The organism is Anoxybacillus sp. ST4 (genome assembly GCF_019448545.1).
Lineage (GTDB): Bacteria > Bacillota > Bacilli > Bacillales > Anoxybacillaceae > Anoxybacillus > Anoxybacillus pushchinoensis.
The window spans coordinates 1-25,889 of the sequence record NZ_JAHZOE010000003.1 but is presented as its reverse complement, the minus strand read 5'-3'; the positions used below and the strand labels follow the sequence as shown (position 1 = coordinate 25,889).

Genomic DNA, 25,889 nt, shown 5'->3' with positions numbered 1-25,889 from the left:
GTCCACATATACTCGTATATTAAAACGAGTACGATCGGCAAACGAGGAGGCTTATGAACGATGAAAGAGAAATGGAAAACATTAGTGCTATCGTCTATCATTATTTGTTTATGTATCGCCTTGCTTCGCTATCCACAGCAATCGTTTGAAGCGGCTGTGCGCGGATTACATATGTGGTGGGACGTCGTCTTTCCTTCCCTTCTCCCTTTTTTTGTTGTATCAGAAATTTTAATCGGATTTGGCGTCGTTCATTTTCTCGGTGTATTGCTTGAGCCGTTCATGCGACCGCTTTTTAAAGTGCCTGGCATCGGCGGGTTCGTTTGGGCGATGGGCATGGCTTCTGGCTATCCTGCTGGAGCAAAACTGACGGCACGATTAAAGCAACAGCAACAGCTTTCCGCCGTTGAAGCAGAACGGCTCGTTTCGTTTACAAATTCATCAAATCCGCTTTTTATTTTCGGGGCTATTTCTGTCGGTTTTTTTCACAATCCGAATATCGGCATCATTCTCGCCTTATCCCATTATCTCGGCAACATTTGCGTCGGAATGATGATGCGCTTCCACGGAAAAGACGACGCCGCTCATGTCACAAAGCAAAAAAAAGGCATTTTCCGTCAAGCGTTTCGCGCCATGCATGAAACGCGCTTAAAACATAGACAAGCGATCGGTAAACTGCTTGGGGATGCCGTCCGCTCCTCCATTCAAACGCTCTTTATGATCGGGGGGTTCATTATTTTATTTTCCGTTTTAAATAAACTGCTTTATATGACGAATATGACGAACGTGCTCGCAAGCATCGTGCAGCACGGTTTAGCTATTTTTCAATTGCCGAGCGAGTTGAGCGTACCGCTTATTGCAGGAATGTTCGAAATTACTTTAGGTAGCCAAATGGCGAGCGAAGCGACGAACGCGACACTGTTACAAAAAGTCATCGTCACAAGCTTCATCCTTGCTTTTGGCGGTTTTTCTGTACAAGCACAAGTTGCCAGCATATTAGCTGAAGCAAATATTCGCTTCCAACCTTTTTTCATTGCGCGCATATGTCACGGACTATTTGCTGCTTTTTTCGCATCGCTTCTTTGGAAACCGCTGTATGTCGAACCGTTTGAAGCAGGAGAAACATGGCCTGTATGGCTTCCGCAAACAGGGGTACAATGGTCGATTACATACGTGCATTGGCTTGAGCAGTACGGTTTTTTCATTACCGCTACATCGTGTCTCGTCTATTTGCTTATCACTTTCCGACGCGAAAAACCACCTGCTTAAAGGTGGTTTTTCGCTTCAGCGAACTTTTGACGAAGCGCTTCTTCGACGACTTTCGGGACAAGTTCAGAAATGTTTCCGTTATATTTCGCGACTTCTTTTACGATGCTTGAACTTAAAAAAGCGTATTGATTGTTCGTCATCATAAAAAACGTTTCAATTTGCTCGTTCAACACGCGGTTCATCGATGTAATTTGCATTTCGTATTCAAAATCTGACACGGCACGCAAACCGCGCAAAATGGCGCTTGCTCGTTTGCTTCGAGCATAATCGACAAGCAACCCTTGGTAACAATCTACCGTTACGTTATGTAAATCTTTCGTTACTTCTTCAAGCAATTTTACTCGTTCTTCCGTTGAAAATAACGGCTTTTTTGCTGAGTTGTTCAACACAACAACGTATACTTGATCAAACACTTTCGCCCCGCGACGAATGATGTCTAAATGCCCATACGTAACAGGATCAAAGCTCCCCGGGCATACTGCAATGCTTGCCATATTCCTATTCTTCCTCCTCTACATAAGCAAAGATGGATACTGCCGTTATACCGTACGTTTCGTCTTTCACTTTCGTTAATCGCCCAATTTGTTTTGGGAGCTCAACTTCAACCCCATGTTCAGCAACGATAAAACCGTCTTTTTGCAATAGTTGATGTGCATCGATGATCGCGATAAGCGCTTCCAACTGTTTGTTTTTATACGGTGGATCAAGAAAAATAAGGCGAAACGTCAAGCCTCTTTTGATGATCGCTTTTAGCGCCCGCTCGGCATCGTTGCGATAAATTTCTGCTTGATCTGTCAAGCGGCAAGCTGCTACATTTTTTTTTATCGTTTGCACCGCTTTGGCGTCATGATCGACGAAAATGACGCGATCTAATCCACGGCTCAACGCCTCGATGCCAAGCCCACCGCTTCCGCCAAATAAGTCTAGTCCGAGTCCGCCAGAAAAATACGGGCCGATCATATTAAACATCGCTTCTTTCACTTTATCGGTCGTCGGACGTGTCGTCATGCCCGGAACAGCTTGCAGCGACTTTCCTTTACATTTCCCCGATATAACGCGCAACACACTTCACCTCACTCGTAATGATGATCGACGAAACGATACAAAAGGAAAAATATGATGATCATGTATATTATGCAAAACAATGGTCATACTAGTAGTAACAACATCGGTAATGATGTTGTTGCCAACCACGGAGAAGACTTACGTTCCCCATAAGTTCTTCCTCCGGTTTCTCCTCTCCCTTTTTCCTTCTCTTTTTCGGCTCGTCCGAAAAAGAATGGAAGGGCCCCTGCGGCATATGCCACAGGGATTTTTTTTATTATTGACCGACTACATAAATGTTTTCATCCGTCTCGCTAATGTAGACGGAAAACCATTTCGGAAATTCCGTTCGCTCGATATATAACGATCCGTCCCATTGTTGAATGACAGCGTTCGTTCCATTTATAAAAAAGCGCCAACGTTCCCCGTCTTTCTCAATAAATATTGCCTCTCCTGACCGGTTCACCGTATAGCCAAGCGTGCGCATAATCGGAATGAACGGAAATAATTGCTGTCCATCTTTTAATAACACGCGCGCATTCGGCAATTGCACGTCATTGACGACGAGCATTTTTCGTTCGGTGAAAGTCATATACCGTTTTTCGTCTTGGAAAAATGTCGTATGTCCCCCGTATGCGTTTCCTAACCATTCGTCTAGCTTTTTCATCGTCAACGGCTCATGTTTATGCGTCGTCACAGATGTCCAAAACGTTTGTTGCTCTTCTTTCGTCAACGTCTTTTGCAATTGCTCGAAAGCGCGTTTCGCTTGTTTTGTCACTGGTTCTGTTTTTGTCATATACGCAATAAGCAAATCCCATACCCACTCTGGAACGGAACTGTTCGGAAAGCGCGCTTCTAACTGAACGCGAACGTAAGCGCGCTGAACCGTTGGAAACGAGACACGATCCGGTATAATGACGAACGTCGGCGTCATATATTGAAGCGAAAACGGGGTGATGACGAGCGTCTCGACATCGCTTTGTTGCCAAAACGATAACGCCGAATGGTCTATTGGCTTCGCTGCATATACGCTCAGTCGATCATGAAGCGATATTTGAAGCGGCTGAGCTTGAAAATAAAGCGGAACAGCTTTTCCCCCTTCTTTCTCCCACATAAAAAGCGAAAAAGACGGTTTATGGACATAGCCGACAAGCTTTCCGTCCGCAATCCAAATCCCTTTCGGATGAACGGTGTCCGTTAACGAAATCGTCATTTGTTGCGGTTGAGCAGTATGAAAGCGAATGAGCCATTCTTTCATAAAGAGCGGCTCTTTTTGTGCAACCGGCACGCGATATGTGAACGAAAGCTCGTCTGTATGTGAGGCGTCGACAATCGTTTTGCCGTTTTGTCGTTTTACGCATGCTTTTTGTTCGGAACACGAAATATGTTTCACTTCGTTTGGCACAATTACTTCATATGTGCGAGCGACAGCTCCGCGAATACGATGGGTAACTTCCATCTCCTTCCCGCTAAATGTCGCTTCCACGTCATGTTGAAGCACAGACTGTTTCGTCGCTTCTGTACGATATTCGTCCCATTGGTAATATAAAGCTCCTGCGCTAATGCCGAGGAAAAGGAGCGTCGAAATAAAAGCCACCTTCCACATATGATTGCCCCTTATCAAACAATTTATATTATAACAATAACAAAATTTCAATGCGTTGTCATACACCGTTTTCCCTAATTGTCGAAAAAAGTTGAACGTGTTAAAGTTAATGATGGAACAAAACGTAAAAGTGAGGGAATGAACAGATGATTCAACGTTTTATTGAACTAGGGGAAGGATATTCCGACATTTATGAGCTCATTGAAATTGCAAAATCAAACCGTCACCGCTTATCCGGTTTGTTTGCTTTTCATACGACGAAAGACGGAAAAGCGCTCACATCGTTCGTCGTTGTGCTCCATCCGACTGAACCGGGCGATTTTCAACCGCTATACATTTGCCGCGAAGGCATTCCACATCCGTCCGTGAAAATAACGAAGCGATACGAATTGTTCATCGACCTAGCTAAACAACTCAATCAAGAAATTATTCATTTGGACGTAAAACCATCGAACTTTTTTGCCGATTTGCAATTGTATTATCAACATTTAATCGGCATTATGCGCATGAATCGATTCATTCCGCCATTGCAATAAGAAAGTAAAAAGGATGTCTAGCCGCGACATCCTTTTTTGATTATATCCCATATTCATATTCTTTCTCTTTGTCCGCTTTCGATTCAAATTCCACTTTCACATACGGACGGTAAGACGGTTCGACTCGCTTTACAAACGGTAAGGAGGCGAGCTTTTTCATCACCTCTTCCGCTTCGTCCATGTTGCAATATAAGACGGCATATTTAAGCCGCTTCGATACGTAATGAACGTTCCCGTATTTTCGCAACTGTTTACTATGTTTCATTGAATAAAGCCAAACGATAATTCCTTGTCGCATCGGAAACATAAACCCCATCCCCTTTTTATTTCGTCCGACAGCCGCACGTTCCACCGACACCGCATCCCCCACCGCAAGAGAGGGAGTCGAAATATGGGTTCCCCGTCGGCACTTTAATGTTTTCAGATACAGCGCGACCGATTATTGTGCTAATTTCATCTAAAAGCAATTGCATATCTTTTTCTGCCTTTTTAAAGGCGGCAATCGGCTCATACAAATCGAGCTCGCGTTTTGCATCGCGCACTTGCTTCGTTACTTCTTTGTAATCTGGATGATATTTTCCAAAACGCTGCACTTCTTCGTATCGCTCTTTCAACTGAACGAAGCGCGAAATGAGTTGCTGCGCCTTCTCATCTCGTTTCATATAATAAAAGCTGCGGCGATATTGTTCTGCCACATCTGATTGGATGATCATTTTGCCAAGCTCTTCTGCGAAATCTAATATTTGTAAACGTTCAACCGTTGCTACAAGCACGAGCAACACCTCCACAACGGTATCATAACACGATTTAACAAACAAAACAAATAAGTCTGGTTGCCCCAGACTTACGAAATAGTCACGGTAAATTCATGTGATATGTGGTAGCGGCTCGCATCGTTATGGACGAGCTCGAGGCGAATCGAATGCTTTCCGGCAGGCAATCCGCGAATAACGAAAGCAGCTGTTGTCATTTCGCTTACTTTTTTCCCATTGACATATACGTGAATGCGCCCTTGTCCGTTTTTTTTCGGATGTTTTCCTTTCGTAAACGTAAATTGATCGACGATGCACTCGACAAAAACGTTATTTCCTTTCACATGATGTTTGACGAATAACGTTTGCTTTTGTTCAGCAAACACCGTATGCCTATGGTCGCTAACGTGCGTTGAAAACAACAATACGACACATAAAAAAAAGAAACGCAACACTTTCACCATCCTTTCGTAGTGATAGTGTTTACGTTTCCCGTTTAATTATGAGTGTCATTCATCAGTTTCATCATGGCCATCATCATTTTCGCCATTTCAATCGTTTGGACGACGTTTTGCACTTTATGCGACATCGTTTGTTTATAATATTGACGCGCCTCTTTTTCCATTTCTTTTATATCCATCGGGCGTCTCGCTAACCTTCGATACCATGACGGGTGTTCACGTAAAAATTGATGAAGTTTCGGCTTTACAACAATGTATTCGTACACATCTTTTCTCATCTTTTGTCCCTTTAATCTTTCCGAAACGAAAACGGATCTTTCGTATTTGTTTGTTGCATTTGCCGTACAACTTCTTGAATGGACGTAATCGCTTGTTGAACATTTGTCACGTATGTTTGAAGCTCATTTACATCTACATGTTTTAAATAGCTCACTAATTTTTGAATAAGCGCGCTTTGTTCTTCTTTTTCATTTGTTGATTTATATACATCCCACATTTCATCTTCTTCACCAAACACGTACCAATCGTTGTACAGCTCTTTCCACGTCTTTCTCCCTTGCCGCACTTCTTCAATGATTTTCGGGTGTTTTTTAACAAATTGTTTAAATTGTTCAATGGACATCATCGGTCGCCCCTTTCTAGTTTGTTTGCCTACCATATATTACGACCGAATGAACGATACGTGCGCCTATTTTGGTTGGGACAAAGGGCGAATGAAATTTTGTGTGTAATACCGCTTATATACTCCGACACCTAAATGCGTTAGTTCGTCGTTTAACAACGTTTGTCGATGGCTTCGGCTATTGAGCCACGCTTCTACAACGGCAGGGGCATCGACATATTCGGCAGCAATATTTTCTCCTGCTAATTCAAACGAAATGCTTGCTCGAATGAGCCGCTGCTGTAAGTCGCCGCTCGTTGGCGATTCGTGCGCAAAAAAATTGTTTTCTGCCATATCTTTACTATGTTCATATGCTACTTTCGCCACGCGCTCGTCCCATGTCAACGGAGAAATGCCGTGACGTGCGCGCATGACGTTTGTAATATCAAAAATTTGTTCCGCATTCGCTCGTTCAATTTGTTTTTCAAGCGTTTCATCGATCGCCACTTCCGGTAGCGGCCCGCGATATTCAAGTTCGTACGGACGAATGTGTACTAACGTCTCGCCATCGAGAAAGCGAACGCTTGATAATGTGCCGGTAAAACGGTCAACATATAATTGCACATATACATCACCAAACGAAAGGAGCGGCTGAATCATTAAATCTTCTTCTGTCAGTTGAAAGCGATATACTCCATCATCGAGTTGCACGTGAATATCATCATGAAGCGGCATCGTTTGTAGCAGCTCATTAATTGAGCGATTGATTTGAAACGGAGCTACGTTCACCTCGGGCCCACACGCATAAATCGTGACGACTCGTCCGTCACGTATGCCGATTTGCATATACGTTTTCGGATTGTTATATACCCACCAGACGTAGCCGTAAGCGGACGGATCGATACGCACAGGTTGTCCAAACGTTTGCTTCACTTCCTCCTCCGTTTTGCCGATCCATGCCCCTAATCCTTCTATCACGATGTTATCATGACTTCTTTGTTCCATTTGGAAAGATGTGTCGTTGAACGGAGCTTGTTCATCGGGTGGTGAAAAATAAAAGACTATAATAAAAACTGTAATTAAAACCACTATCCAACGCATGCGTCATTCTCCCTCAGTTACTATCTATATTTCCATTATATACAGTTTGTCCGCCTCACAACACAAAAAAATAAGGCTATGCGAAAACATAGCCTCCTTCAACACGTTAATTAATGATATTGCGATATGTGTGTAAGTGCCTCTCCTGCTTGGTCGTCACTCATTTCATGGACGGCTAAATCACCGAGCGACATCATCCCGACTAACGCATCCCCTTCGACGACAGGCAAGCGGCGAATTTGGTACTTTGCCATCAGCTGAGCAGCTTCTGTCACAGAAGCGGCCGGTGAAATCGTCACGAGCTGTTCGCTCATCACTTCTGTGACAGCGGTCGAGGCTGGCTTTTTCTCAGCAATGCCACGCACAACTAAATCGCGATCCGTGACAATGCCGACAAGTCGATTTCCGTCTGTAATCGGAATCGCACCGACGTTGTAGTCGCGCATTTTTACAGCCGCTTCGTATATATTATCGAGCGGTGTACAACATTCAATGTCCGTCGTCATCATGTCTTTTACTTTTGGCATGTTCATCTCCCCTTTCTCCCTTTAGTTTCACCAAAATCGGAACAATTATGAAGCTCGTCATTGAAAGTTATGCGCTTTCGTACTATTATTAATGGAGGAATGTTTTATTTTACATAAGGGGGAAATGAACGATGCGCTTTGAAAATACAGGTATTGAAAATCAAACAGCGCCATTAACACGTTTAGATGAATTAATGGAAAGTCTCGGTTTTGTGCGCGCAGGTCAATGGGATTACGATCGTGTGACATATGATCGTAAATTCGAACTAAAAAACGACGTATTTTATTTGCGTGTGCAAGGGTATGCGATCGAAGGAGACGTTGGGGCTCATCGTGCTGTTATTAAATTATTGAAGCCGCTGTTAGGTAAACATTATTATCCACACGGCGTAGAATACGGTGACGGAGAACATTTCCCTTCGTCATTAGTTAGTCAATGTGAAGCCATTTTAGCAAAAGTGAAAGAAGGCCTCGCTAACATTCAAAACGCATGAGCGCGCTCATGCGTTTTTTCCGGCAATAAGCTTTCGGACATATAGATGAACAGCAAACACGGTTTGCCCTGTCATCTCGTATATGTCGTCAATTACTTGTTTTTGTAATTGTTCACATAAAGTAAGCATATGCTCGCACGCTTTGAAAGAGACGGTCATATGAATCGTCAGTCCGTTATGCCGGACATATATTTTCGTTTCTTCTAATATGACATCATCAAATGGTTGTACACTCATCGCAACAATCGTTATAATGGGTTTATGCATATACATCCTCCATATGATTTATGAAATGAAAGCAGGTGTCGTTTTGTTGTTCGAGAAAATTCCAAAGCGGTCCATATATATGATTGTTATTCTTATTGCGATCGTTTTACTCACGTACTGGATCGCTCCAATTGCTGTTCCAATTTTGTTCGCTTTAATTACAGCCATTCTTTTAGAACCAGCGGTGAAGGTTGCTCAGCAACGGATAGGTCTCAAAAGACAGGCCGCTGTCCTCCTTGTATTTAGCTTATTCACGTTGTTTATGTTTTTGGGAGGTTACTTTATTATTACAAAAATTGTGACTGAGGCGTTTCACTTTTTCAGAAACTCACCATTGTATGTAAATGAAATGATTGCAGGATGGAATGAACTTGTTGCCCGCTGGTACAAGCAAACGGAAAAATTGCCACCATTTATCGTGGCAGAGTTAACTCACCAAGTCGATTTGTTTTTAACAAAGCTAAAAACACAACTCACTGCCTCGCTCAGCTTAAATAAAGTCAGTGCGCTAGTGGCAAATATTCCAAAGTTTTTAATTAATTTTCTCGTCTATTTGATTACATTATTTCTATTTATGCACGATTTGCCGAAAATACGAGAAGCTATTTTTTCACATTTAACAGAAGAAACGAGAGAAAAAGTGCATTTCATGTTGTCGCGTCTATCGTACGTTGTATTCGGCTTTTGGAAAGCGCAATTTCTCGTAAGCTTAATTATTTTTGCCGTCTCGTTAGTAGGGTTGCTGCTTATTGCGCCAAAAGTTGCTTTATTTACGGCGTTTATTATTTGGGTGATCGACTTTATTCCGATTATCGGCTCCATTATCGTTATGGCACCGTGGGCGATCTTCCACTTCATTACAGGTGACACTGTATTGGCAACGAAATTAACGATTCTCGGTGTAATTTTGCTCATTTTACGCCGAACGATTGAGCCGAAAGTGATGGGTGCCCATATGGGGCTATCTCCACTAGCAACTCTTATCTCAATGTATTTAGGGGTAAAAATTATGGGGGTGCTTGGCTTAATTTTATTCCCACTGCTACTAATTGGCATAAAATCTGCAAAAGAAGCTGAGATCATCAAATTTAACTTTAAACTATAAAGAGGGTGAATCGTTCACCCTCTTTTTTCAAGAGTAACACTCTTCTTAAAAGCCTAAAATCGCCTTAATGACCGATGTCGTTTCACCGCCGCGGTAAAAGACGTATAACAATAAATAGACGGCTACACCTGTCGTTGCCGTAAAAAACCAAACAACGCTTGTGATTGGACCGAGCTTTTTATGTCGCACCCAATTTTTTTTCACTGCAGATAGCAATGTCACGATGCCAAATACAGCACCAGCAGTCGCTAAAAAAATGTGGAAAAACAAAAAGAGTGTGTAGTAAATTTTCAAATGATCCGGTCCACCAAAGCTTGTATTTCCAATGAAAATCGTACGTGATAAATAAATGATGAAAAATGCTAGTGCAAAAGCTGCGGCAAGCCACATCGTTTTTTCATGCTTTTCCACTTGCTTTTGTCGAATGAAATACCAGCCAACCGCAACAAGAATGGCACTAACGACAATAAAGCTCGTACTAATAGTAGGTAAAATCGGTAATGAATTCATAACATTCCCCTCTTTAGTCTATGATTTTGTCGTTTGAGCTACTATGTTCTCTTCGTCCCTTTCTTTTCGATACCATTCAATAAAGATGTAGAACAGCATGACGCCATACACGATTTCTTGAATAACTTTCATTAATACGCCACCAAGCTGTTGGTCGTGTAACAGAGACATGGAGCTGAACATTTCAGGACCGCTTAATTCGAGCGACGCTAACGTACTTTGTGGCACACAAAGCGCCAAAGCGTTCATCCAAGCAGCTGGATCGTAATATGTGGCATACAACGGTGTATCGGCGAAAATAATAAGCGCACAAGCAGGTGTAAGCAATACACCATCAGCGAAAATATAACCAACTTTTTTCACACCCGATAATCTCGGAAAACCATGAACGTCGTTCACAAGTGGCCACCACATCATCATTGCCGCAATAAAAATAGTTGTCGTCATGAGCGCGTGCAGCCACATATTCGTTTTCACGACATCGAAAATAAGTGGCACATGGTATAACGAAAATGTACCATTAAACAAAAACAATGCAATGAGCGGCTTCGTAGTAAAAGCAACAATGGAACGAATCATTCGAATGCGAAATACTGCTTCAAACATCCATGAAGGAATACCCTTAATAAGAAGTGGTGGAACGATTAAATAAAGAACAGCCATTTGCGTCATATGCGCACTAAACATTAAATGACCTAACAAATCGACAGGAGAACCTTTACAAATATAAAGCAAAACAATCGCAGTCACAAACAACGTTTTTTGTTTTGTCGTCGTCGGCTGTTTTGAACGGTTTACGAGCCAAAAATAAACGATCGTTACAGCGACTAAAGAAACGAAAAAGTACGGACTCCACATCGCTTCAAAACCGAATATACTTAACGGCATCATACTCACCTCGCTTTTTTTCCGACCTTATTATACTACAAACATAACAAACGTGAAAAGAAAAGAAGCTAGCAAACGCTAGCTTCTTAAATCCAGACGATTGTTAAAAACGCCCAAATGGTAACGAAAGCAACGACTACACCGCCATATAAGAAAAGCGCTGGAAGTTCATGTCCTTTATGGCTCATATGCATAAAGTAATACAGTTGGAAAATGACTTGTACGACCGCTAATAATAAGATGAACGGTACAGAAAACCAAGCGGAAAAGCCTTCGTATCCAACCGCAAAAAAGGCGATGAGCGTTAAGAAAATCATTAACGTAAACGAGATAATTTGATGCTTCATCTCTTCCGCATTTTTTTTGCGACGATACGCTACATCTACTTTTGGGTTTTGCACATGTGTATGATTTGCCACACAATCACCCCACCATTCCCATTAAGTATACGACCGTGAAAATGAACACCCAAACGACGTCGATAAAGTGCCAATATAAGCTCGCAACATAAAACTTCGGTGCATTATATAAGTTTAACCCGCGTTTCGCGTTACGAACCATTAGTGTAACAATCCAAAGCAAACCGAACGCCACGTGGGCACCGTGTGTTCCGACAAGCGTATAAAACGCTGAAGAAAAGGCACTTGTTGAGAACGTAAGTCCTTCATGCACATACTCTGTAAACTCGTAAATTTCAAGCGCTAAAAAGGCTGCACCAAGCAATACAGTAATGCCGAGCCAAAGCTGCATTTTTTTAAAGTCAAAGTTGCGCATATGATGCATTGCATATACGCTCGTTAAACTGCTCGTTAAAAGCAACATCGTCGCTAAAAAGACGATCGGCATTTGGAACAGTTCTTTTCCAGATGGTCCTCCTGCCACAGAGTCTTTTAACGCCAAATATGTGGCGAAGAGAGAGGCGAACAACACCGTCTCTCCACCGAGGAAAAGCCAAAAACCTAAAAACTTATTTTTCCCTTCGAGGGTTGCTTTTTCTGGCTCTGCCGGGAACGTCTCCGGCGTTAATTTTTCTTCCACATGCATTATGCCCCAGCCCCCTTTTTCTCTGCTTCCATTACTTCTTCTTTAGGAATATGGAAGCCGTGGTCATCAATAATTGAACGGAAGAACATGGCAACTAGCGTGATCAGTAACCCGATAATACCAACAGGTAATCCCCAACCGTAGTCGTTATGGAATAAGAAGCCTAACGCTGAAATGAATAGACCTAACGACATAACGAACGGCAAAATCGTAGGGTTTGGCATATGAATATCGCCAAGCGGCTCTGCTGGCGTTAAGCCTTTTTTGCCTTCCATCTTTTCAATCCAGTATGCATCTAATCCACGCACAAGTGGCGTTTGCGCAAAGTTGTATTCTGGCAATGGAGAAGGTACCGCCCATTCAAGCGTACGCCCATCTTCCCACGGATCGTTGCCTACTCGTTTTCCTTTTACTGTTGTAATCACAACATTTGCTAAAAGTACAACCGTACCTGCTGCCATGAAAAATGCACCGATTGTACTAATTAAGTTTCCTGTTTCAAGTCCTTGACCAGGCAAGAATGTAAATACGCGACGTGGCATACCCATTAAGCCAAGGAAATGTTGAATAAAGAACGTCAAATGGAAGCCGATAAAGAACAACCAGAATGTCACTTTTCCTAATTTTTCATCTAACATTTTACCAAACATTTTTGGCCACCAGTAGTGAGCACCTGCTAGTAGCGCGAAAACAACCCCACCGACGATAACGTAGTGGAAGTGCGCAACGACGAAATAACTGTCATGATATTGATAGTCTGCCGCTGCTGCAGCGTTCATGATACCTGTCACTCCACCGATGACGAACGACGGAATAAACGCAATGGCATATATCATTGGTGTTGTGAAGCGAATGCTTCCACCCCACATCGTAAACAGCCAGTTGAAAATTTTAATTCCTGTAGGAACGGCAATCGCCATCGTTGCTACTGCAAAGATCGCGTTGGCAATTGGACCTAAACCAACTGTAAACATATGATGCGCCCACACCATGAATCCTAAAAATCCGATTAACACCGTTGCAAATACCATCGATGAATAACCGAACAAACGTTTACGTGAAAACGTTGCAAAAATTTCAGAGAAAATACCGAACGCTGGCAATACGAGAATGTATACTTCTGGGTGACCGAAAATCCAGAATAAATGTTCCCAAATGATCGTATTTCCACCAAGCGCTGGATCAAAGAAGTTTCCACCGAACAAGCGATCCATCATCATGAAAATTAAACCAACTGTCAATGGCGGGAACGCGAATAAAATGAGCGCAGACGCCACAAATGTTGACCATGTAAACATCGGCATGCGCATATAAGTCATTCCTGGTGCACGCATATTGATAATCGTGACGAGGAAGTTAATTCCACCGATTAACGTTCCGATACCGGAAATTTGTAAACCTAATACGTAAAAGTCGATCCCGTGTGTTGGTGATGCAAGCGACAACGATGCGTAAGATGTCCAACCCGCATCTGGTGCTCCGCCTAAAAACCAAGATAAGTTTAAAAACACACCACCGAAGAAAAATAGCCAAAAGCCGAGCGAATTTAAAAATGGAAACGCGACGTCACGAGCTCCAATTTGAAGTGGGACGACAGCGTTCATTAGAGCAAACACAAGCGGCATCGCCGCAAGGAAAATCATTGTCGTTCCGTGCATCGTCAGCACTTCGTTATAGAAACCTGCACTAATAAAATCGTTGTTTGGTACGGCGAGCTGAATGCGAATAATCATCGCCTCCAAACCACCGAGCAAGAAAAAAAACCCGCCGGCGATTAAGTACAAAATCGCAATCTTTTTATGGTCTACTGTCGTTAAGTAGTCCCAAATAACTGCGCCGACACCTTGTTTCCGAGCTAACGTACTCACAGTTTAACCTCCCTTTATCAATAATCCCCTTACTCAACAGACAATGTCATTAAGTATTTTGTTAACGCTTCAAGTTCTTCGTCAGATAATGACGGATATGTTCCTGTCATTTTGTTGCCTGGCTTAATTTTTTCTGGGTCTTTTAACCAAGCTTTTAAGTTTTCTTCATTATGTTCTAAAATACCCGCAATGCGAGAACGATCTGCAAAGTCCGCTAAGTTTGGCGCGATGCGCGCTTGTTCAGGACGACCATCAATTGGTGTGACAGCATGACAGCCAATACAGCTTTTATTGAAAATTTCTTCTCCTCGTTGCACAACTGGATCTGTTGAAGCAACAGGCTTTGCATTTTTCATTTTTTCTACCCATTGATCAAACTCAGCGCGAGGAATGGCCTTTACTTTAAAGTCCATCAATGCATGGGACGGACCGCAAAGCTCCGCACATTTTCCGTAAAATAGACGCCCTGCCTCTTCGGCGCGGTTTTCATCAAATGTAAGGAAAAATTGGTTTGTATTATCTGTATTTGTATCCATTTTTCCTCCAGCCGCTGGAATCCAGAACGAGTGCTTGACGTCGGATGCTTTCAAATTGAAGTACACACGCTCATTTGTTGGAACAACTAAATCTTGACCAGTAATAATGCCATAATCCGGGTACTCAAACTCCCACCAGTACAAACTCGCGCGCACGTTAACAACAAGAACGTCACGATTTTCTTCATTCATCGGTTTTACATCAGCAAGTTTGAATGTGTATAAAACCGTTGGAACAGCTAGAATGATTAGTAAAATAATCGGAATAACTGTCCAAATGATTTCAAGCGTATGGCTTCCTTCCACTTGTTTTGGAATTTTGTTTTCCTCCCCTTTACGGCGACGGAAGCGAGTCACAACGTAAAGGAAGATGATCGTTACAACCGCAATGACGATGACCATGATGGCCGTGCTGAGTAGCATAAGGTCGTACTGCATGTCAGCTACTTCTCCTGCTGGTTGAAGCGTCGATAAAAACGGCTTGCCGCAACCAGCTAGCAAAAGCGCCATGGCGGAGATAAGAGAAACCAAGCGCCAATTTCGTAGCCACTTTTTCATAGCCTAATCAAACCCCTCTTTCGATTATGAAGTAAAGTGAAATATATACATTCTTTCTTTACAAAAAGAAAGAATTGTAAACCTTTTAATCAATGGTGACAATGACCATCGTCACGAACAAAATCGTTAAATAATTCAATGAATAAATGAACATCCATTTCGCCCATTTCATATCATCTTTCATCTTAAAACCTGCTAATCCAAGCGCTAACCAACCGACATTTAATAGCGTGGCGATGACCATAAACGGAACGCCTAGTGAAAATAAGTAAAACGGCAACGGTAATAGCGCCACGATCCAAATGACGATTTGCCGCTTTGTCACTTCAAATCCGTGAACGACCGGCAACATCGGAATGCCCGCTGCACGATACTCTTCACACCGCTTCATCGCAAGCGCTAAAAAGTGCGGCGGCTGCCATAAAAACATAAGTAAAAATAAAATAACTGGAACGATGTGGAACGCATCATCAACCGCTGTCCAGCCAATGACGGGCGGAACTGCGCCAGAGACGCTTCCGATGACCGTATTGAACGTATTGCTTCTTTTCGACCACATCGTATATAAAAAGACGTACGTCACGACGCCAACTAATCCAATGATGGCGGCGGTGACAGTCGTCATAAGCAAACTGATCGTACCGGCCGCGACAAGAAGAATGCCAAACCAGAGTACGCGCTTCGGCTCTACGCTTCCACTTACCGTCGGGCGACCTTTTGTCCGCTCCATCAAATGATCAATATCGCGATCAATGAAATTATTTAACGCACATGAACCTGCAATGACGAGCGCAGATCCAATGAGCGCCAAAAACACCGTATGCAAGTTGCTTAAAAAACCTTTCCCAGTAAAATGAAGGGCTAACCAAAGTCCCGTAAACGTCGTAATTAAATTGGAATTGACGATGCCAATTTTAACGACCGCCAACACATCTTTTAAAACACCTGTTTGTATTTTTGTCGTTTTTACATTTTCGACTACATCCGCCATCTGCCGCTACTCCTCTCTTAATGCCTTTGAAGGCGTTTCCATTATATACACGATAACGATATGTCGTCTCTGTATATTAAAGCACATTTCTCCATCAAATTGTGAACTTTTTTTGTCTTAATTGTGTCGAATTTGTGTCAAAATGATATTGCTACAATGAAGACGTTAAAAAATAGCCTCTCTTATATTTCTAGCAAACTCCGTCCAAATATTCAACTACATTTGTCACGTTTGCTATATTGTAAAATAATAAAACTTTGCGCTTTTCGACATTTTCCGCTAATATGAGAATAGAATTTTTTTGTACGTATTTCCCATTTTTATTATACAGTTTTTACTAGATATTTGCTATATAAAATTTTATGTTAAGGAAGTGGATACATTGCAACGGCTTTTGAAATGGTTTGCAGTAACAACAACAATCGGCATGCTTTTCGTTTTAATCGGCGGCGCACTTGTGACGAAAACAGGATCAGGTCTAGGATGCGGACGCTCATGGCCGCTATGCCATGGCGAACTCATTCCATCGAACATTACGGCTGAGCTTTTAATTGAATTAAGTCATCGCGTCGTCTCCGCTGTCGTCGGACTGATGGTGCTCATTTTATCCGTTTGGGCATGGAAAGCGATCGGTCACATTCGTGAAACGAAATTTTTAGCCATCGTTTCGTTCGTCTTCCTCGTTTTACAAGGACTCATTGGAGCAGCTGCGGTCGTATGGGGGCAATCTCCCGTTGTCCTCGCGCTTCATTTCGGTATTTCGTTAATTTCATTTGCTGCCGTCTTTTTATTGACGCTATTTATTTTTGAAGTCGATCGAAAGTTTCATGCTGCATCTGTCGTTCTTGATCGCACGATGAAAGTTCATATTTACGGCATTATCGTGTACTGCTACATCGTCGTCTATACAGGGGCGCTCGTTCGCCACAAACATGCAAGTCTAGCGTGTCCAAGTTGGCCATTTTGTGCACAAACACGCTTATTCCCAACGCAATTACATGAATGGATACAAATGGGACACCGATTTGCAGCTGGACTGTTGTTCATTTGGATTTTGTGGGCGACGATATATGCTGTGAAACGGTATAAACATCAGCCCGTCATATACTGGGGATGGCTGATCGCGCTCGCGCTCGTCACCTGCCAAGTTGCAACAGGGGCGCTCGTCGTCTTTACAGAACTCAATTTATACGTTGCCTTAGCCCACGCATTTTTCATTTCATGTTTGTTCGGTGTGCTTAGCTATTTTGTATTATTAGCGACGCGCAGTAAAAAAGAGCACGACGTGCCGCAACGGGCGAACGTCATGCCATCTACCGCTCTAAAATAAAAGAACGAGGCGAGCCTCGTTCTTTTATTTTTCCGCTAATTCAATTAACAAATCGCCCGTTTGAATGGCATCGCCGCCTTGGACGTAAATGTCTTTGACGAGACCTGAAAACGGCGCTTGCACCGTCGTTTCCATTTTCATCGCTTCCGTAATCATGAGGTGGTCGCCTTTTTTCACCTTTTCCCCTTTTTCAACGAGCACTTTTACGACCGTTCCCGGCATCGTCGCAGCAATATGGTTCGGATTGTTGCGATCGGCTTTCACGCGCGCGACAACTGTTGTTTTAATGCTTTCATCTTTAATGACTATTTCGCGCGGTTGACCGTTTAATTCAAAGTATACGATTCGCGTACCGTCCGCTTGCGGCTGACCGATGGAGACGAGTTTGACGATTAACGTTTTCCCTCTCTCAATTTCAACTTCAATTTCTTCACCAAGGCGCATGCCGTATAAAAACGTCGGCGTATCCAAAACAGATACATCCCCAAACTGCTCAACGGTGCGCGCATATTCAACGAACACTTTCGGGTATAGCGCATAAGCGAGCACGTCGTAGTCTGTCACTTCGCGCTGGGTGAGATGATACAGTTCTTCCCGTACCTTTTCAAAATCGACAGGCTCTAACAGCTCTCCAGGACGAACGGTAATCGGTTCGCGCCCTTTTAAAATGATGCGCTGCAACGTTTCTGGGAATCCGCCGTGCGGCTGACCGAGATATCCTTCAAACAGTTCAACAACCGAATCAGGAAAATCAAGCGTCTCCCCACGCTCATAAATGTCTTGTTCCGTTAAATTGTTTTGCACCATATATAACGCCATATCGCCGACAACTTTAGACGATGGCGTCACTTTCACGATGTCGCCAAATAAATCGTTGACGCGACGATACATTTCTTTTACTTCGTCCCAGCGATCACCTAAGCCGACCGCTTTCGCTTGTTGTTGTAAGTTGCTATATTGTCCGCCCGGCATTTCGTGCATATACACTTCCGTATGCGGCGCGTTCATGCCGCTCTCAAAATCGGCGTAATATTTGCGAACATCTTCCCAATAGCGCGATAGTTTTTCAAGCGATCCAATGTCGACTTCCGGTGCGCGTTCCGTCCCTTCAAGCGCATAATAAAGCGTGTTGGCGCTCGGCTGTGACGTTAAACCAGCCATCGCACTTACCGCTACGTCGACAATATCGACTCCTGCCTCGATCGCTTTTGCGTACGTGTAAATGCCGTTTCCGCTCGTATCGTGCGTATGCAAATGAATCGGAATGTCGACTACTTCTTTCAAAGCAGAAATAAACGTATAGGCAGCTTGCGGCTTTAATAGCCCCGCCATATCTTTAATGGCTAAAATGTGGGCGCCAGCTTGTTCAAGCTCTTTCGCTAAGTTTTTATAGTAGTCGAGGTTATATTTTGTACGAGCTGGGTCAAAAATATCACCCGTATAGCAAATAGCTGCTTCAGCAACTTTTCCTGTTTGACGTACCGCATCGATCGCAACCGTCATTCCTTTCACCCAGTTTAAGCTGTCGAAAATGCGGAACACGTCAATCCCTGCTTCGGCTGATTTAGCAACAAACTCGCGAATGACGTTGTCTGGATAGTTTTTATATCCGACAGCATTCGATGCACGAAGCAACATTTGGAACAAGACGTTTGGAATTTTTTCACGCAATTGAATGAGCCGCTCCCACGGGTCTTCTTTTAAGAAACGATACGCGACATCAAACGTCGCCCCGCCCCACATTTCCATCGAGAAGAGCTGCGGCCATAAGCGTGCGGTCGGCTCAGCAATGCGCAACAAATCGTTTGTGCGCACGCGCGTCGCTAACAGCGATTGATGAGCATCACGAAACGTTGTATCCGTAAGCAATACACGGTTTTGCTCTTTAATCCATCGCACAAGCCCGTCCGCGCCATGTTCATCTAAAATATGTTTCGTCCCTTTTGGCATCGGTTCGATATAGTTCACTTTCGGGATGCGAGGAGGGTCAAATACCGGTTTTTTCTTTTTCCCGATGCCCGGAAAGCCGTTGACTGTCACCGTTCCGATATACGACAACATTTTCGTTCCGCGGTCTTTTCGTTTCGGGAAAATAAATAGCTCCGGCGTCGTATCAATAAATGACGTATCATATTCGCCTTTTAGAAACTTCGGATGTTGAACGACGTTTTCTAAAAACGGAATGTTCGTTTTAATGCCGCGAATACGAAACTCACGCAAGTTGCGCAACATTTTCGCCGCCGCTTGTTCAAACGTTAACGCCCACGTCGTCACTTTAACTAACAACGAATCGTAATATGGCGTAATGATCGCCCCTTGAAAGCTATTCCCTGCATCTAAACGGACGCCGAAGCCGCCTCCGGAACGATACGCCATAATTCTTCCTGTATCTGGCATGAAGTTATTTAACGGATCTTCCGTTGTCACGCGCGATTGAATCGCATAGCCGTGAACAAAAATTTGTTCTTGCTTTGGAATACCAACTTTTTCGCTATGTAGCGCATGTCCTTCCGCAATTAAAATTTGCGCTTGAACGATGTCAATACCTGTAATCATTTCCGTAATCGTATGTTCGACTTGAATGCGAGGGTTGACTTCAATAAAATAAAACTCATCGCCAGAAACGAGAAACTCAACCGTCCCTGCGTTGACGTATTGCACGTTTTTCATCAATTTTACTGCCGCTTCGCAAATGTTTTCGCGCAACGTCTCCGAAAGCGATACGCTTGGCGCTACTTCAACAACTTTTTGATGGCGGCGCTGCACCGAGCAATCCCGATCGTATAAGTGAACGATATTGCCGTATGCATCACCTAAAATTTGTACTTCAATATGTTTTGGACGTTCAATTAATTTTTCGACATATACTTCATCGCTACCAAATGCCGCTTTCGCCTCTGATTTGGCGCGCTCGTACGCTTCTTTCACTTCCGCTTGCGAACGGACGATGCGCATCCCACGACCGCCGCCGCCTAACGCAGCTTTAATGATCATCGGATAACCGTATGTCTCACCAAAGCGCAACACGTCCTCCAAGCTTTGCACAGGGCCATCGCTTCCCGGAATAACCGGAATGCCCGCTTGTTTCGCTTGGTGGCGCGCTTTCACTTTATCGCCGAACATATCTAAATGTTGTTGGCGCGGTCCGATGAAAATGATACCTTCCTCTTCACATCGTTTCGCAAATTCGATGTTTTCCGATAAAAAGCCGTAGCCCGGATGAATAGCATCTACATCATGCATTTTAGCAATCTCGATGATCCCTTCGATGTCTAAATAAGCTTCAATCGGCTTTTTTCCTTCCCCAACTAAATACGCTTCATCCGCTTTGTAGCGATGATACGATCCGGCATCTTCGCGCGAGTAAATCGCAACGGTGCGAATGCCGAGCTCGTTGCACGCGCGAAACACGCGAATCGCAATTTCCCCACGGTTTGCAACAAGTACTTTTTGAATACGCCTCATTATGCATCCTCCCCCTATCGTTCATATAAAAACTATAACGAATTTTCTGTATTTGTAAATAGGATTACGAAAAAGAAACATGATTTTTTTGAATATTGTTTTGTTTTTCTGTTTTATATTTTTCGTAGTTTGCGACAGCAGAAATGTTGGCAAGCACTCCCACAGACATCATAAGTAAAACGAGCGACGATCCGCCGTAGCTGACAAACGGAAGCGGCACCCCTGTAAGCGGGATAATACCTGTCACCCCACCGAGATTGATGGACGCTTGAATGCCGATCATTGCGGAAATACCGATAGCTAATAAACTGCCGAACGCATCTGGACATCTCCTTGCAATGACAAAGCCGCGCAATACGATAAACGATAGTAAAATAAGGACGAATGAAACGCCGAATAAACCAAGCTCCTCTGCGATGACTGCCATAATAAAGTCGGTATGCGCTTCTGGCAAATAGCCGTATTTTTGAATGCCTTGTCCAAGACCGAGACCTTTTAGTCCCCCGTTTGCGATTGCGAAATATGAGTTAATGAGTTGATATCCTTCTTTTTGTGCGTATGCAAACGGATCTAAAAAGCTGTACAGCCGCGCCTTGCGCACTTCAGTAAAAACTTCATCATATATGAACGGAAGGGATAAGAGAAAAACAAACCCGAATAATACGCCTTGTTTAATTAATAGCCATTTGCTTGTTGCTGACGAAAGAATAATTGTTAAACAAATCGCAACGATAATGAGCATTGTTCCAGCGTCTGGTTGAAGAAAAATAAGCAAGCAAATAAACAGCATATAATAAATGGGAAAGAGCGCTTCTTGTGGCGATGTAAGCAATTTTTTTTGCTTGTTAGCTAAGACGCCGCTTAAGTAAATAATTAAACCGATTTTCGCAAATTCAGCTGGCTGAACGCGAATGAGACCGATTTTAATCCAGCTCGTCGCGTTGTTTGCTGTATGTCCAAATAAAAGGACGTAAAGGAGCGGCATCGGCATCGCAAAAAAAATAAATTGCAAAAACTTTTTGCGCGCATAATGTTTGTACGGAATGAAGGCCGTGAGCACAAACATGCACGCCCCGATCATCCATGCCCATTTTTGCTTTTGGAAAAAATAATCGCTTGGAGTATGAAAGCGGACGACCGCTGTAATCATGCTTGCGCTATATACCATCACAAGCCCGAACAACGATAATAAACATACCGCGAGGATGAGCGGATAATCATGGTATTTGACGAATGTTTTCAAACGCATATACTCCATCTTCCCTTTTCTTCTTTGCTCTCATTGTACTACAAAATAGAAAAAACCCAAACGAAATTCGTTTGAGTTTTTGTCATTTTTTCTTCTTTTTCGTGCACGCTTCATGCAATGCCGAAAGCTCGCGCTCAAGCCGATCTAAAATCGCCTTCCCGTCTTTTTCATCGACAAGACCTAACCGAATCGCAAAATCGATTTCACGGGACAAACCGAACATTTGCGTATCTAACACTTCTTCGTATAGCGGACATTGCGGCATCGTTAAATGATCCATTTGTACTTGAATGAGCTTGACGATTTTTTCCGCATCCGCTTGCAATAGCGAATAGGCTCTTTCCCGAAAGTTTATCGCCACTTCAGGCGTCACGCTGACCCCTCCGTTCCGTACGTTCCTGTTCCTTCATCTTATCGTGAATGCGAGAAAAATGCAAGCATGACGTCTTGCTGTACAATTTTACAAACAAGCGCTTTCATCATATAATGAAAGGTAGATAGGGGGAATAAATATGGTAATCGTCATCAAAGGGAACGTGAAATTTACAATTACACTCGATCCGAGCGTATGGATTTTCGATGATCGAAAAGTAGATGTACATACTTATTTTACAAACAATGATGAAGTGACACAACAGAAAGAGACGGACGATATTCAAAAAATTTCAGCATATTGGGATCGTGAAATTCAAGAGGGAGCTGTCTCCCCACCAACGCTACAGACGGAAAAACAATTTGAAAAAGAAAAAATATTGACAGGCACGTTTGGTATGCCGTTTGCCCCGTTTTTGCGCAACGCCGAACCGAACGATGACGCGGCGCGCGTCGTCATCGTGACAGAGCACGGTGATACGACCATTTCCATTGCGGAAGCATACGAACTTTTATTATGTTTCTCAAAAGATGGCAAGCCGTTAAAAGAAGACGGGCCTGTCCATATTTATTTCGGCGATGGCTCGAACCGCGACAATCCGATCACACACGTGCGGGCGTTTATCGTCGAGTAAAAAGAGGCTTTTCGCCTCTTTTCGTGCTTTATAAAAGATCGGCGGCAAGCTGCGCAAGCGACGAACGCTCTCCTTTAATTAACCGCACGTGTCCAGCGACTTTTTGGTCTTTAAATTTTTCAACGACGTATGTGAGCCCATTATTGTATTCATCCAAATACGGATGGTCGATTTGGGCAGGGTCACCCATTAATACAATTTTGCTTCGTTCCCCTACGCGCGTTAAAATCGTTTTCACTTCATGTTTCGTTAAATTTTGCGCTTCGTCAATAATAATGAACTGCTCCGGAATGCTTCGTCCGCGTATATATGTGAGCGCCTCCACTTCAATCGAACCCATTCCTGATAAAATGGCATCGAGTTCTCCCGGCTTTTTCGTATCAAATAAAAAGTGCAAGTTATCGAAAATCGGCTGCATCCACGGCCGTAATTTTTCTTGCTTCTCCCCCGGCAAATAGCCGATATCTTTCCCGACAGGTACGATTGGGCGAGCAACGAGCAACTTTTTATATAGCCGCAAATCTTCCGTTTGCATCAACCCCGCTGCTAAAGCAAGCAACGTCTTTCCTGTGCCCGCTTTTCCGATGAGCGTCACGAGCGGAATATCGGTGCGCAACAGCAACTCACATGCCATCGTTTGTTGCACGTTGCGCGGACGAATGCCCCAAATGTGATCGTAATGAAACACGAGTTTGCGCACTTTTTTTCCTGTATGATCGACAATGCCAAGCGCCGATGAAGAACCGCCAAGCGCGTCTTTCATAACGATAAATTGATTCGGGTAAAACGGATGGTTTGTAATTTCAGCAAGCACAAGCTCACCTTTTTCATAAAAGCGCGCCAAATGATCTGAACTTATGTACAAATCTAAAAAGCCGGTGTAAATATGGTCAATTTCCACGACGCGATCGCTTAAAAAATCTTCCGCTTCAAGCCCGATCGCATCTGCTTTGACGCGCACGAGCGCATCTTTGCTCACTAAAATGACAGGTCGGCCATTTTCTTTCGTCTGCTCCTCAAGCAATAAATTTTTAGCGACCGCCAAAATACGATTGTCGTTCGTTTTTTCAATGAAAATTTCTTGCAGTTGGTGAAACGAGCGATGGTTTAATTCAATGCGCAGCACACCGCCGTTATGGAGCGGAATTTTTTCATGGAGTTTGCCGTTTTGGCGCAATTGATCAATGAGTTTGGACACTTGGCGCGCGTTTCGTCCTACTTCGTCCATATATCGTTTTTTCGAGTCCACTTCTTCTAATACGACAGCCGGGATGACGACTTCATTATCTTGAAAGGAAAAAATGGAATACGGGTCTTGTAAAAGGACGTTCGTATCTAATACGTATATTTTTTTGCTCACGTTTTCTCCCCCTTGACGACCGTCGGTGGACGGGATTGTTGTTTATATATATGAATGGACGCATAAAGATAGAAGAAGTTTCGCAAAATAAAGTTAAAGACGAAAAGGGGTGGAACGATTGAAATATATAATTGTTTTTATTTTGCTTGTTGCGAGCGCCTGCGGACAGCAAGCGCAGCCAAATGACCGCCAATCGCTCGTTCATGTGAAAAATACGACAAACGAACAAATTGTCAATAAATCAGGACAACAAATTGCCCGTCATCTTGCGGATCTTGCCAGCAGCGTGCCGAACGTAAACGATGCGACCGTTCTCGTCGTCGGAAAATACGCGTTAGTAGGCATTGACGTGAACGCAAAACTTGATCCATCGCGCGTCGGGACAGTAAAATATTCCGTCGTCGAAAGCTTGCAAAAAGATCCGTACGGGGCGAACGCGATCGTTATTGCCGATGCAGATTTGAATACGCGGCTTCGCGCCATTCAAAAGCAAGTCGAAAAAGGAAAGCCGATTCAAGGGTTTATGGATGAACTGGCAGCGATTGTCGGTCGCGTCATGCCTGAAATTCCAAGCGACTTTTTACAAACGACAAATCCGCGCTCAACAAGACAAAACGATAAGCAGCTAAATGAAGGGGAACAGCAGCAGTTAGAAAACGAACAACAAAAACAATCAAACGACCATATGAAATAAGCCGAGCGATCTCGCCCGGCTTATGCTTGTTTTAACGCGCTCATTACTTGTTGATCGAGCTTGGCGGCAGCTTGCGCATCGTACGTTTTTTCATATTTCGGCTCAACGGAAATTTTCGCTCCGTAAAACATGACATCACGCACTTCTTCAATATCGACTTGAATAACAGCCAATTTGAGCGGGACGTTCTCGAGCTTTTCGACTTTCACATGCGCTTTCCCGCTAATTGAATACGTCGATTCGTTTGCGATCAACACGATCGATATCGCATCGTTCGCACGCACGTTGGCAACGATGCGCGAACGTTGGTCAACCGCAAAATATACTTTATCGTTCGTTGGTGCGTACACCCACGAAATCGCACTTGCGTTTGGCGCACCTGTTTCATGATCGACCGTACAAACGATCACGAATCGTTCTTTTTGTAATGATTGGAATAAAGGTTCAATTAATGTCGGTTCTACCGTATTTGGCATATCCATCCCTCCTTGTTTTTATCATAGTATGAGTAAAATGTTTGTGGGAGAAAAAAAGACAGGTTCCTGATTTGGTATAATAAGGAACCTGTCAGATATGTAAGCAAAATAGATGAAAAACGGGCTCTCCTCCTGGTAAGGTAGTAAGTGCAA

The 25,889-nt window shown here is 43.4% G+C and carries 29 protein-coding genes and 1 pseudogene; 7 read left to right on the top strand and 23 right to left on the bottom strand.

What is annotated here, in order from left to right; all coding sequences use genetic code 11:
- Positions 1-60: 60 nt before the first annotated feature.
- Positions 61-1,266: a sporulation integral membrane protein YlbJ gene (gene ylbJ, locus K1I44_RS03410; RefSeq protein ID WP_219985277.1), complete on the top strand. Its 1,206-nt coding sequence runs from the start codon at positions 61-63 to the stop codon at positions 1,264-1,266.
- Here ylbJ and coaD read toward each other — a convergent pair.
- The 3 genes from coaD to K1I44_RS03395 all read right to left on the bottom strand — a co-directional run bounded on the left by coaD (position 1,263) and on the right by K1I44_RS03395 (position 3,916).
- The gene (gene coaD / locus K1I44_RS03405) at positions 1,263-1,760 is read right to left on the bottom strand and encodes a pantetheine-phosphate adenylyltransferase (protein ID WP_003395122.1); all 498 of its coding nucleotides are present in this window, start codon (positions 1,758-1,760) and stop codon (positions 1,263-1,265) included. The two genes, ylbJ and coaD, sit on opposite strands and share 4 nt — an antisense overlap.
- A gap of 4 nt (positions 1,761-1,764) precedes the next feature.
- Entirely contained in the window at positions 1,765-2,328 is a 564-nt protein-coding gene (gene rsmD, locus K1I44_RS03400) for a 16S rRNA (guanine(966)-N(2))-methyltransferase RsmD (RefSeq protein ID WP_003395125.1), read from the bottom strand.
- Between the two features lie 259 nt (positions 2,329-2,587).
- Entirely contained in the window at positions 2,588-3,916 is a 1,329-nt protein-coding gene (locus K1I44_RS03395; protein ID WP_219985276.1) for a hypothetical protein, read from the bottom strand.
- A gap of 146 nt (positions 3,917-4,062) precedes the next feature.
- On the opposite strand from K1I44_RS03395, the gene K1I44_RS03390 reads away from it, so the two are divergent.
- Entirely contained in the window at positions 4,063-4,452 is a 390-nt protein-coding gene (locus K1I44_RS03390) for a DUF7147 family protein (protein ID WP_091703232.1), read from the top strand.
- A gap of 40 nt (positions 4,453-4,492) precedes the next feature.
- Here the strand turns inward: K1I44_RS03390 and K1I44_RS03385 are convergent, their stop codons facing one another.
- From K1I44_RS03385 to K1I44_RS03355, 7 genes are all read right to left on the bottom strand, one after another.
- Positions 4,493-4,759, bottom strand: a complete 267-nt coding sequence (locus K1I44_RS03385) for a YlbG family protein (RefSeq protein WP_219985365.1) — start codon at positions 4,757-4,759, stop codon at positions 4,493-4,495.
- A gap of 16 nt (positions 4,760-4,775) precedes the next feature.
- Positions 4,776-5,225, bottom strand: coding sequence for a YlbF/YmcA family competence regulator (locus K1I44_RS03380; RefSeq protein WP_091703226.1), 450 nt, complete (start codon positions 5,223-5,225; stop codon positions 4,776-4,778).
- 71 nt (positions 5,226-5,296) lie between these two features.
- Complete coding sequence (locus tag K1I44_RS03375) at positions 5,297-5,668, bottom strand: hypothetical protein (protein WP_244149235.1); 372 nt, start codon at positions 5,666-5,668, stop codon at positions 5,297-5,299.
- A gap of 32 nt (positions 5,669-5,700) precedes the next feature.
- Positions 5,701-5,943, bottom strand: a complete 243-nt coding sequence (locus K1I44_RS03370) for a YlbE-like family protein (protein WP_219985275.1) — start codon at positions 5,941-5,943, stop codon at positions 5,701-5,703.
- Between the two features lie 11 nt (positions 5,944-5,954).
- Positions 5,955-6,287 (bottom strand): YlbD family protein, encoded by a 333-nt coding sequence (locus tag K1I44_RS03365; protein ID WP_219985364.1) that lies wholly within the window; start codon positions 6,285-6,287, stop codon positions 5,955-5,957.
- A gap of 66 nt (positions 6,288-6,353) precedes the next feature.
- Positions 6,354-7,367 carry a CAP domain-containing protein gene (locus K1I44_RS03360; RefSeq protein ID WP_219985274.1) on the bottom strand — a complete coding sequence of 338 codons (1,014 nt, stop codon included), beginning with the start codon at positions 7,365-7,367 and terminating at the stop codon, positions 6,354-6,356.
- Between the two features lie 110 nt (positions 7,368-7,477).
- Positions 7,478-7,894 (bottom strand): CBS domain-containing protein, encoded by a 417-nt coding sequence (locus tag K1I44_RS03355; RefSeq protein ID WP_091703215.1) that lies wholly within the window; start codon positions 7,892-7,894, stop codon positions 7,478-7,480.
- A gap of 131 nt (positions 7,895-8,025) precedes the next feature.
- On the opposite strand from K1I44_RS03355, the gene K1I44_RS03350 reads away from it, so the two are divergent.
- Complete coding sequence (locus K1I44_RS03350; RefSeq protein ID WP_219985273.1) at positions 8,026-8,388, top strand: YugN family protein; 363 nt, start codon at positions 8,026-8,028, stop codon at positions 8,386-8,388.
- Between the two features lie 6 nt (positions 8,389-8,394).
- Here the strand turns inward: K1I44_RS03350 and K1I44_RS03345 are convergent, their stop codons facing one another.
- Entirely contained in the window at positions 8,395-8,655 is a 261-nt protein-coding gene (locus K1I44_RS03345; protein ID WP_219985272.1) for a hypothetical protein, read from the bottom strand.
- Here K1I44_RS03345 and ytvI point away from each other — a divergent pair.
- Positions 8,642-9,760 carry a sporulation integral membrane protein YtvI gene (gene ytvI, locus K1I44_RS03340; protein WP_219985271.1) on the top strand — a complete coding sequence of 373 codons (1,119 nt, stop codon included), beginning with the start codon at positions 8,642-8,644 and terminating at the stop codon, positions 9,758-9,760. The two genes, K1I44_RS03345 and ytvI, sit on opposite strands and share 14 nt — an antisense overlap.
- A gap of 45 nt (positions 9,761-9,805) precedes the next feature.
- Here ytvI and K1I44_RS03335 read toward each other — a convergent pair whose 3' ends face one another.
- From K1I44_RS03335 to cyoE, 7 genes and pseudogenes are all read right to left on the bottom strand, one after another.
- Positions 9,806-10,270: a DUF420 domain-containing protein gene (locus K1I44_RS03335; RefSeq protein WP_219985270.1), complete on the bottom strand. Its 465-nt coding sequence runs from the start codon at positions 10,268-10,270 to the stop codon at positions 9,806-9,808.
- Positions 10,271-10,288: 18 nt separating this feature from the next.
- Positions 10,289-11,161 carry a cytochrome c oxidase assembly factor CtaG gene (ctaG, locus tag K1I44_RS03330; protein ID WP_219985269.1) on the bottom strand — a complete coding sequence of 291 codons (873 nt, stop codon included), beginning with the start codon at positions 11,159-11,161 and terminating at the stop codon, positions 10,289-10,291.
- An 83-nt stretch (positions 11,162-11,244) separates the two neighbouring features.
- Positions 11,245-11,577: a cytochrome c oxidase subunit IVB gene (gene ctaF / locus K1I44_RS03325; RefSeq protein WP_219985268.1), complete on the bottom strand. Its 333-nt coding sequence runs from the start codon at positions 11,575-11,577 to the stop codon at positions 11,245-11,247.
- A gap of 4 nt (positions 11,578-11,581) precedes the next feature.
- Positions 11,582-12,202: a cytochrome c oxidase subunit III gene (gene ctaE, locus K1I44_RS03320; protein ID WP_219985267.1), complete on the bottom strand. Its 621-nt coding sequence runs from the start codon at positions 12,200-12,202 to the stop codon at positions 11,582-11,584.
- Positions 12,202-14,070 carry a cytochrome c oxidase subunit I gene (ctaD, locus tag K1I44_RS03315; protein ID WP_219985266.1) on the bottom strand — a complete coding sequence of 623 codons (1,869 nt, stop codon included), beginning with the start codon at positions 14,068-14,070 and terminating at the stop codon, positions 12,202-12,204. Before ctaD ends, ctaE begins: the two co-directional genes overlap by 1 nt.
- 29 nt (positions 14,071-14,099) lie before the next feature.
- Positions 14,100-15,164 (bottom strand): cytochrome c oxidase subunit II, encoded by a 1,065-nt coding sequence (gene coxB / locus K1I44_RS03310; RefSeq protein ID WP_219985265.1) that lies wholly within the window; start codon positions 15,162-15,164, stop codon positions 14,100-14,102.
- Positions 15,165-15,249: 85 nt separating this feature from the next.
- A pseudogene (gene cyoE / locus K1I44_RS03305) lies at positions 15,250-16,101 on the bottom strand (heme o synthase); the annotation flags it as partial.
- A 436-nt stretch (positions 16,102-16,537) separates the two neighbouring features.
- Here cyoE and K1I44_RS03300 point away from each other — a divergent pair.
- Positions 16,538-17,485 (top strand): COX15/CtaA family protein, encoded by a 948-nt coding sequence (locus K1I44_RS03300; protein ID WP_219985263.1) that lies wholly within the window; start codon positions 16,538-16,540, stop codon positions 17,483-17,485.
- A gap of 24 nt (positions 17,486-17,509) precedes the next feature.
- On the opposite strand, the gene pyc is transcribed toward K1I44_RS03300, so the two are convergent.
- The 3 genes from pyc to K1I44_RS03285 all read right to left on the bottom strand — a co-directional run bounded on the left by pyc (position 17,510) and on the right by K1I44_RS03285 (position 22,572).
- Positions 17,510-20,950, bottom strand: coding sequence for a pyruvate carboxylase (gene pyc, locus K1I44_RS03295; protein ID WP_219985262.1), 3,441 nt, complete (start codon positions 20,948-20,950; stop codon positions 17,510-17,512).
- A gap of 64 nt (positions 20,951-21,014) precedes the next feature.
- Entirely contained in the window at positions 21,015-22,208 is a 1,194-nt protein-coding gene (locus K1I44_RS03290; protein WP_219985261.1) for an FtsW/RodA/SpoVE family cell cycle protein, read from the bottom strand.
- Positions 22,209-22,281: 73 nt separating this feature from the next.
- On the bottom strand, positions 22,282-22,572 hold the full coding sequence (locus K1I44_RS03285) for an Fpa/YlaN family protein (RefSeq protein WP_003395168.1): 291 nt from the start codon (positions 22,570-22,572) through the stop codon (positions 22,282-22,284).
- A gap of 139 nt (positions 22,573-22,711) precedes the next feature.
- Here K1I44_RS03285 and K1I44_RS03280 point away from each other — a divergent pair, with 139 nt between their 5' ends.
- Positions 22,712-23,206 carry a molybdopterin-binding protein gene (locus K1I44_RS03280; RefSeq protein WP_219985259.1) on the top strand — a complete coding sequence of 165 codons (495 nt, stop codon included), beginning with the start codon at positions 22,712-22,714 and terminating at the stop codon, positions 23,204-23,206.
- 28 nt (positions 23,207-23,234) lie between these two features.
- Here K1I44_RS03280 and K1I44_RS03275 read toward each other — a convergent pair whose 3' ends face one another.
- Positions 23,235-24,566 carry a PhoH family protein gene (locus tag K1I44_RS03275; protein WP_003395173.1) on the bottom strand — a complete coding sequence of 444 codons (1,332 nt, stop codon included), beginning with the start codon at positions 24,564-24,566 and terminating at the stop codon, positions 23,235-23,237.
- 109 nt (positions 24,567-24,675) lie between these two features.
- Between K1I44_RS03275 and K1I44_RS03270 the strand changes: the two genes are divergently transcribed.
- The gene (locus K1I44_RS03270; protein WP_219985258.1) at positions 24,676-25,260 is read left to right on the top strand and encodes a YhcN/YlaJ family sporulation lipoprotein; all 585 of its coding nucleotides are present in this window, start codon (positions 24,676-24,678) and stop codon (positions 25,258-25,260) included.
- A 20-nt stretch (positions 25,261-25,280) separates the two neighbouring features.
- Here K1I44_RS03270 and K1I44_RS03265 read toward each other — a convergent pair whose 3' ends face one another.
- Positions 25,281-25,736, bottom strand: a complete 456-nt coding sequence (locus K1I44_RS03265) for a pyridoxamine 5'-phosphate oxidase family protein (RefSeq protein WP_219985257.1) — start codon at positions 25,734-25,736, stop codon at positions 25,281-25,283.
- Positions 25,737-25,889 lie beyond the last annotated feature (153 nt).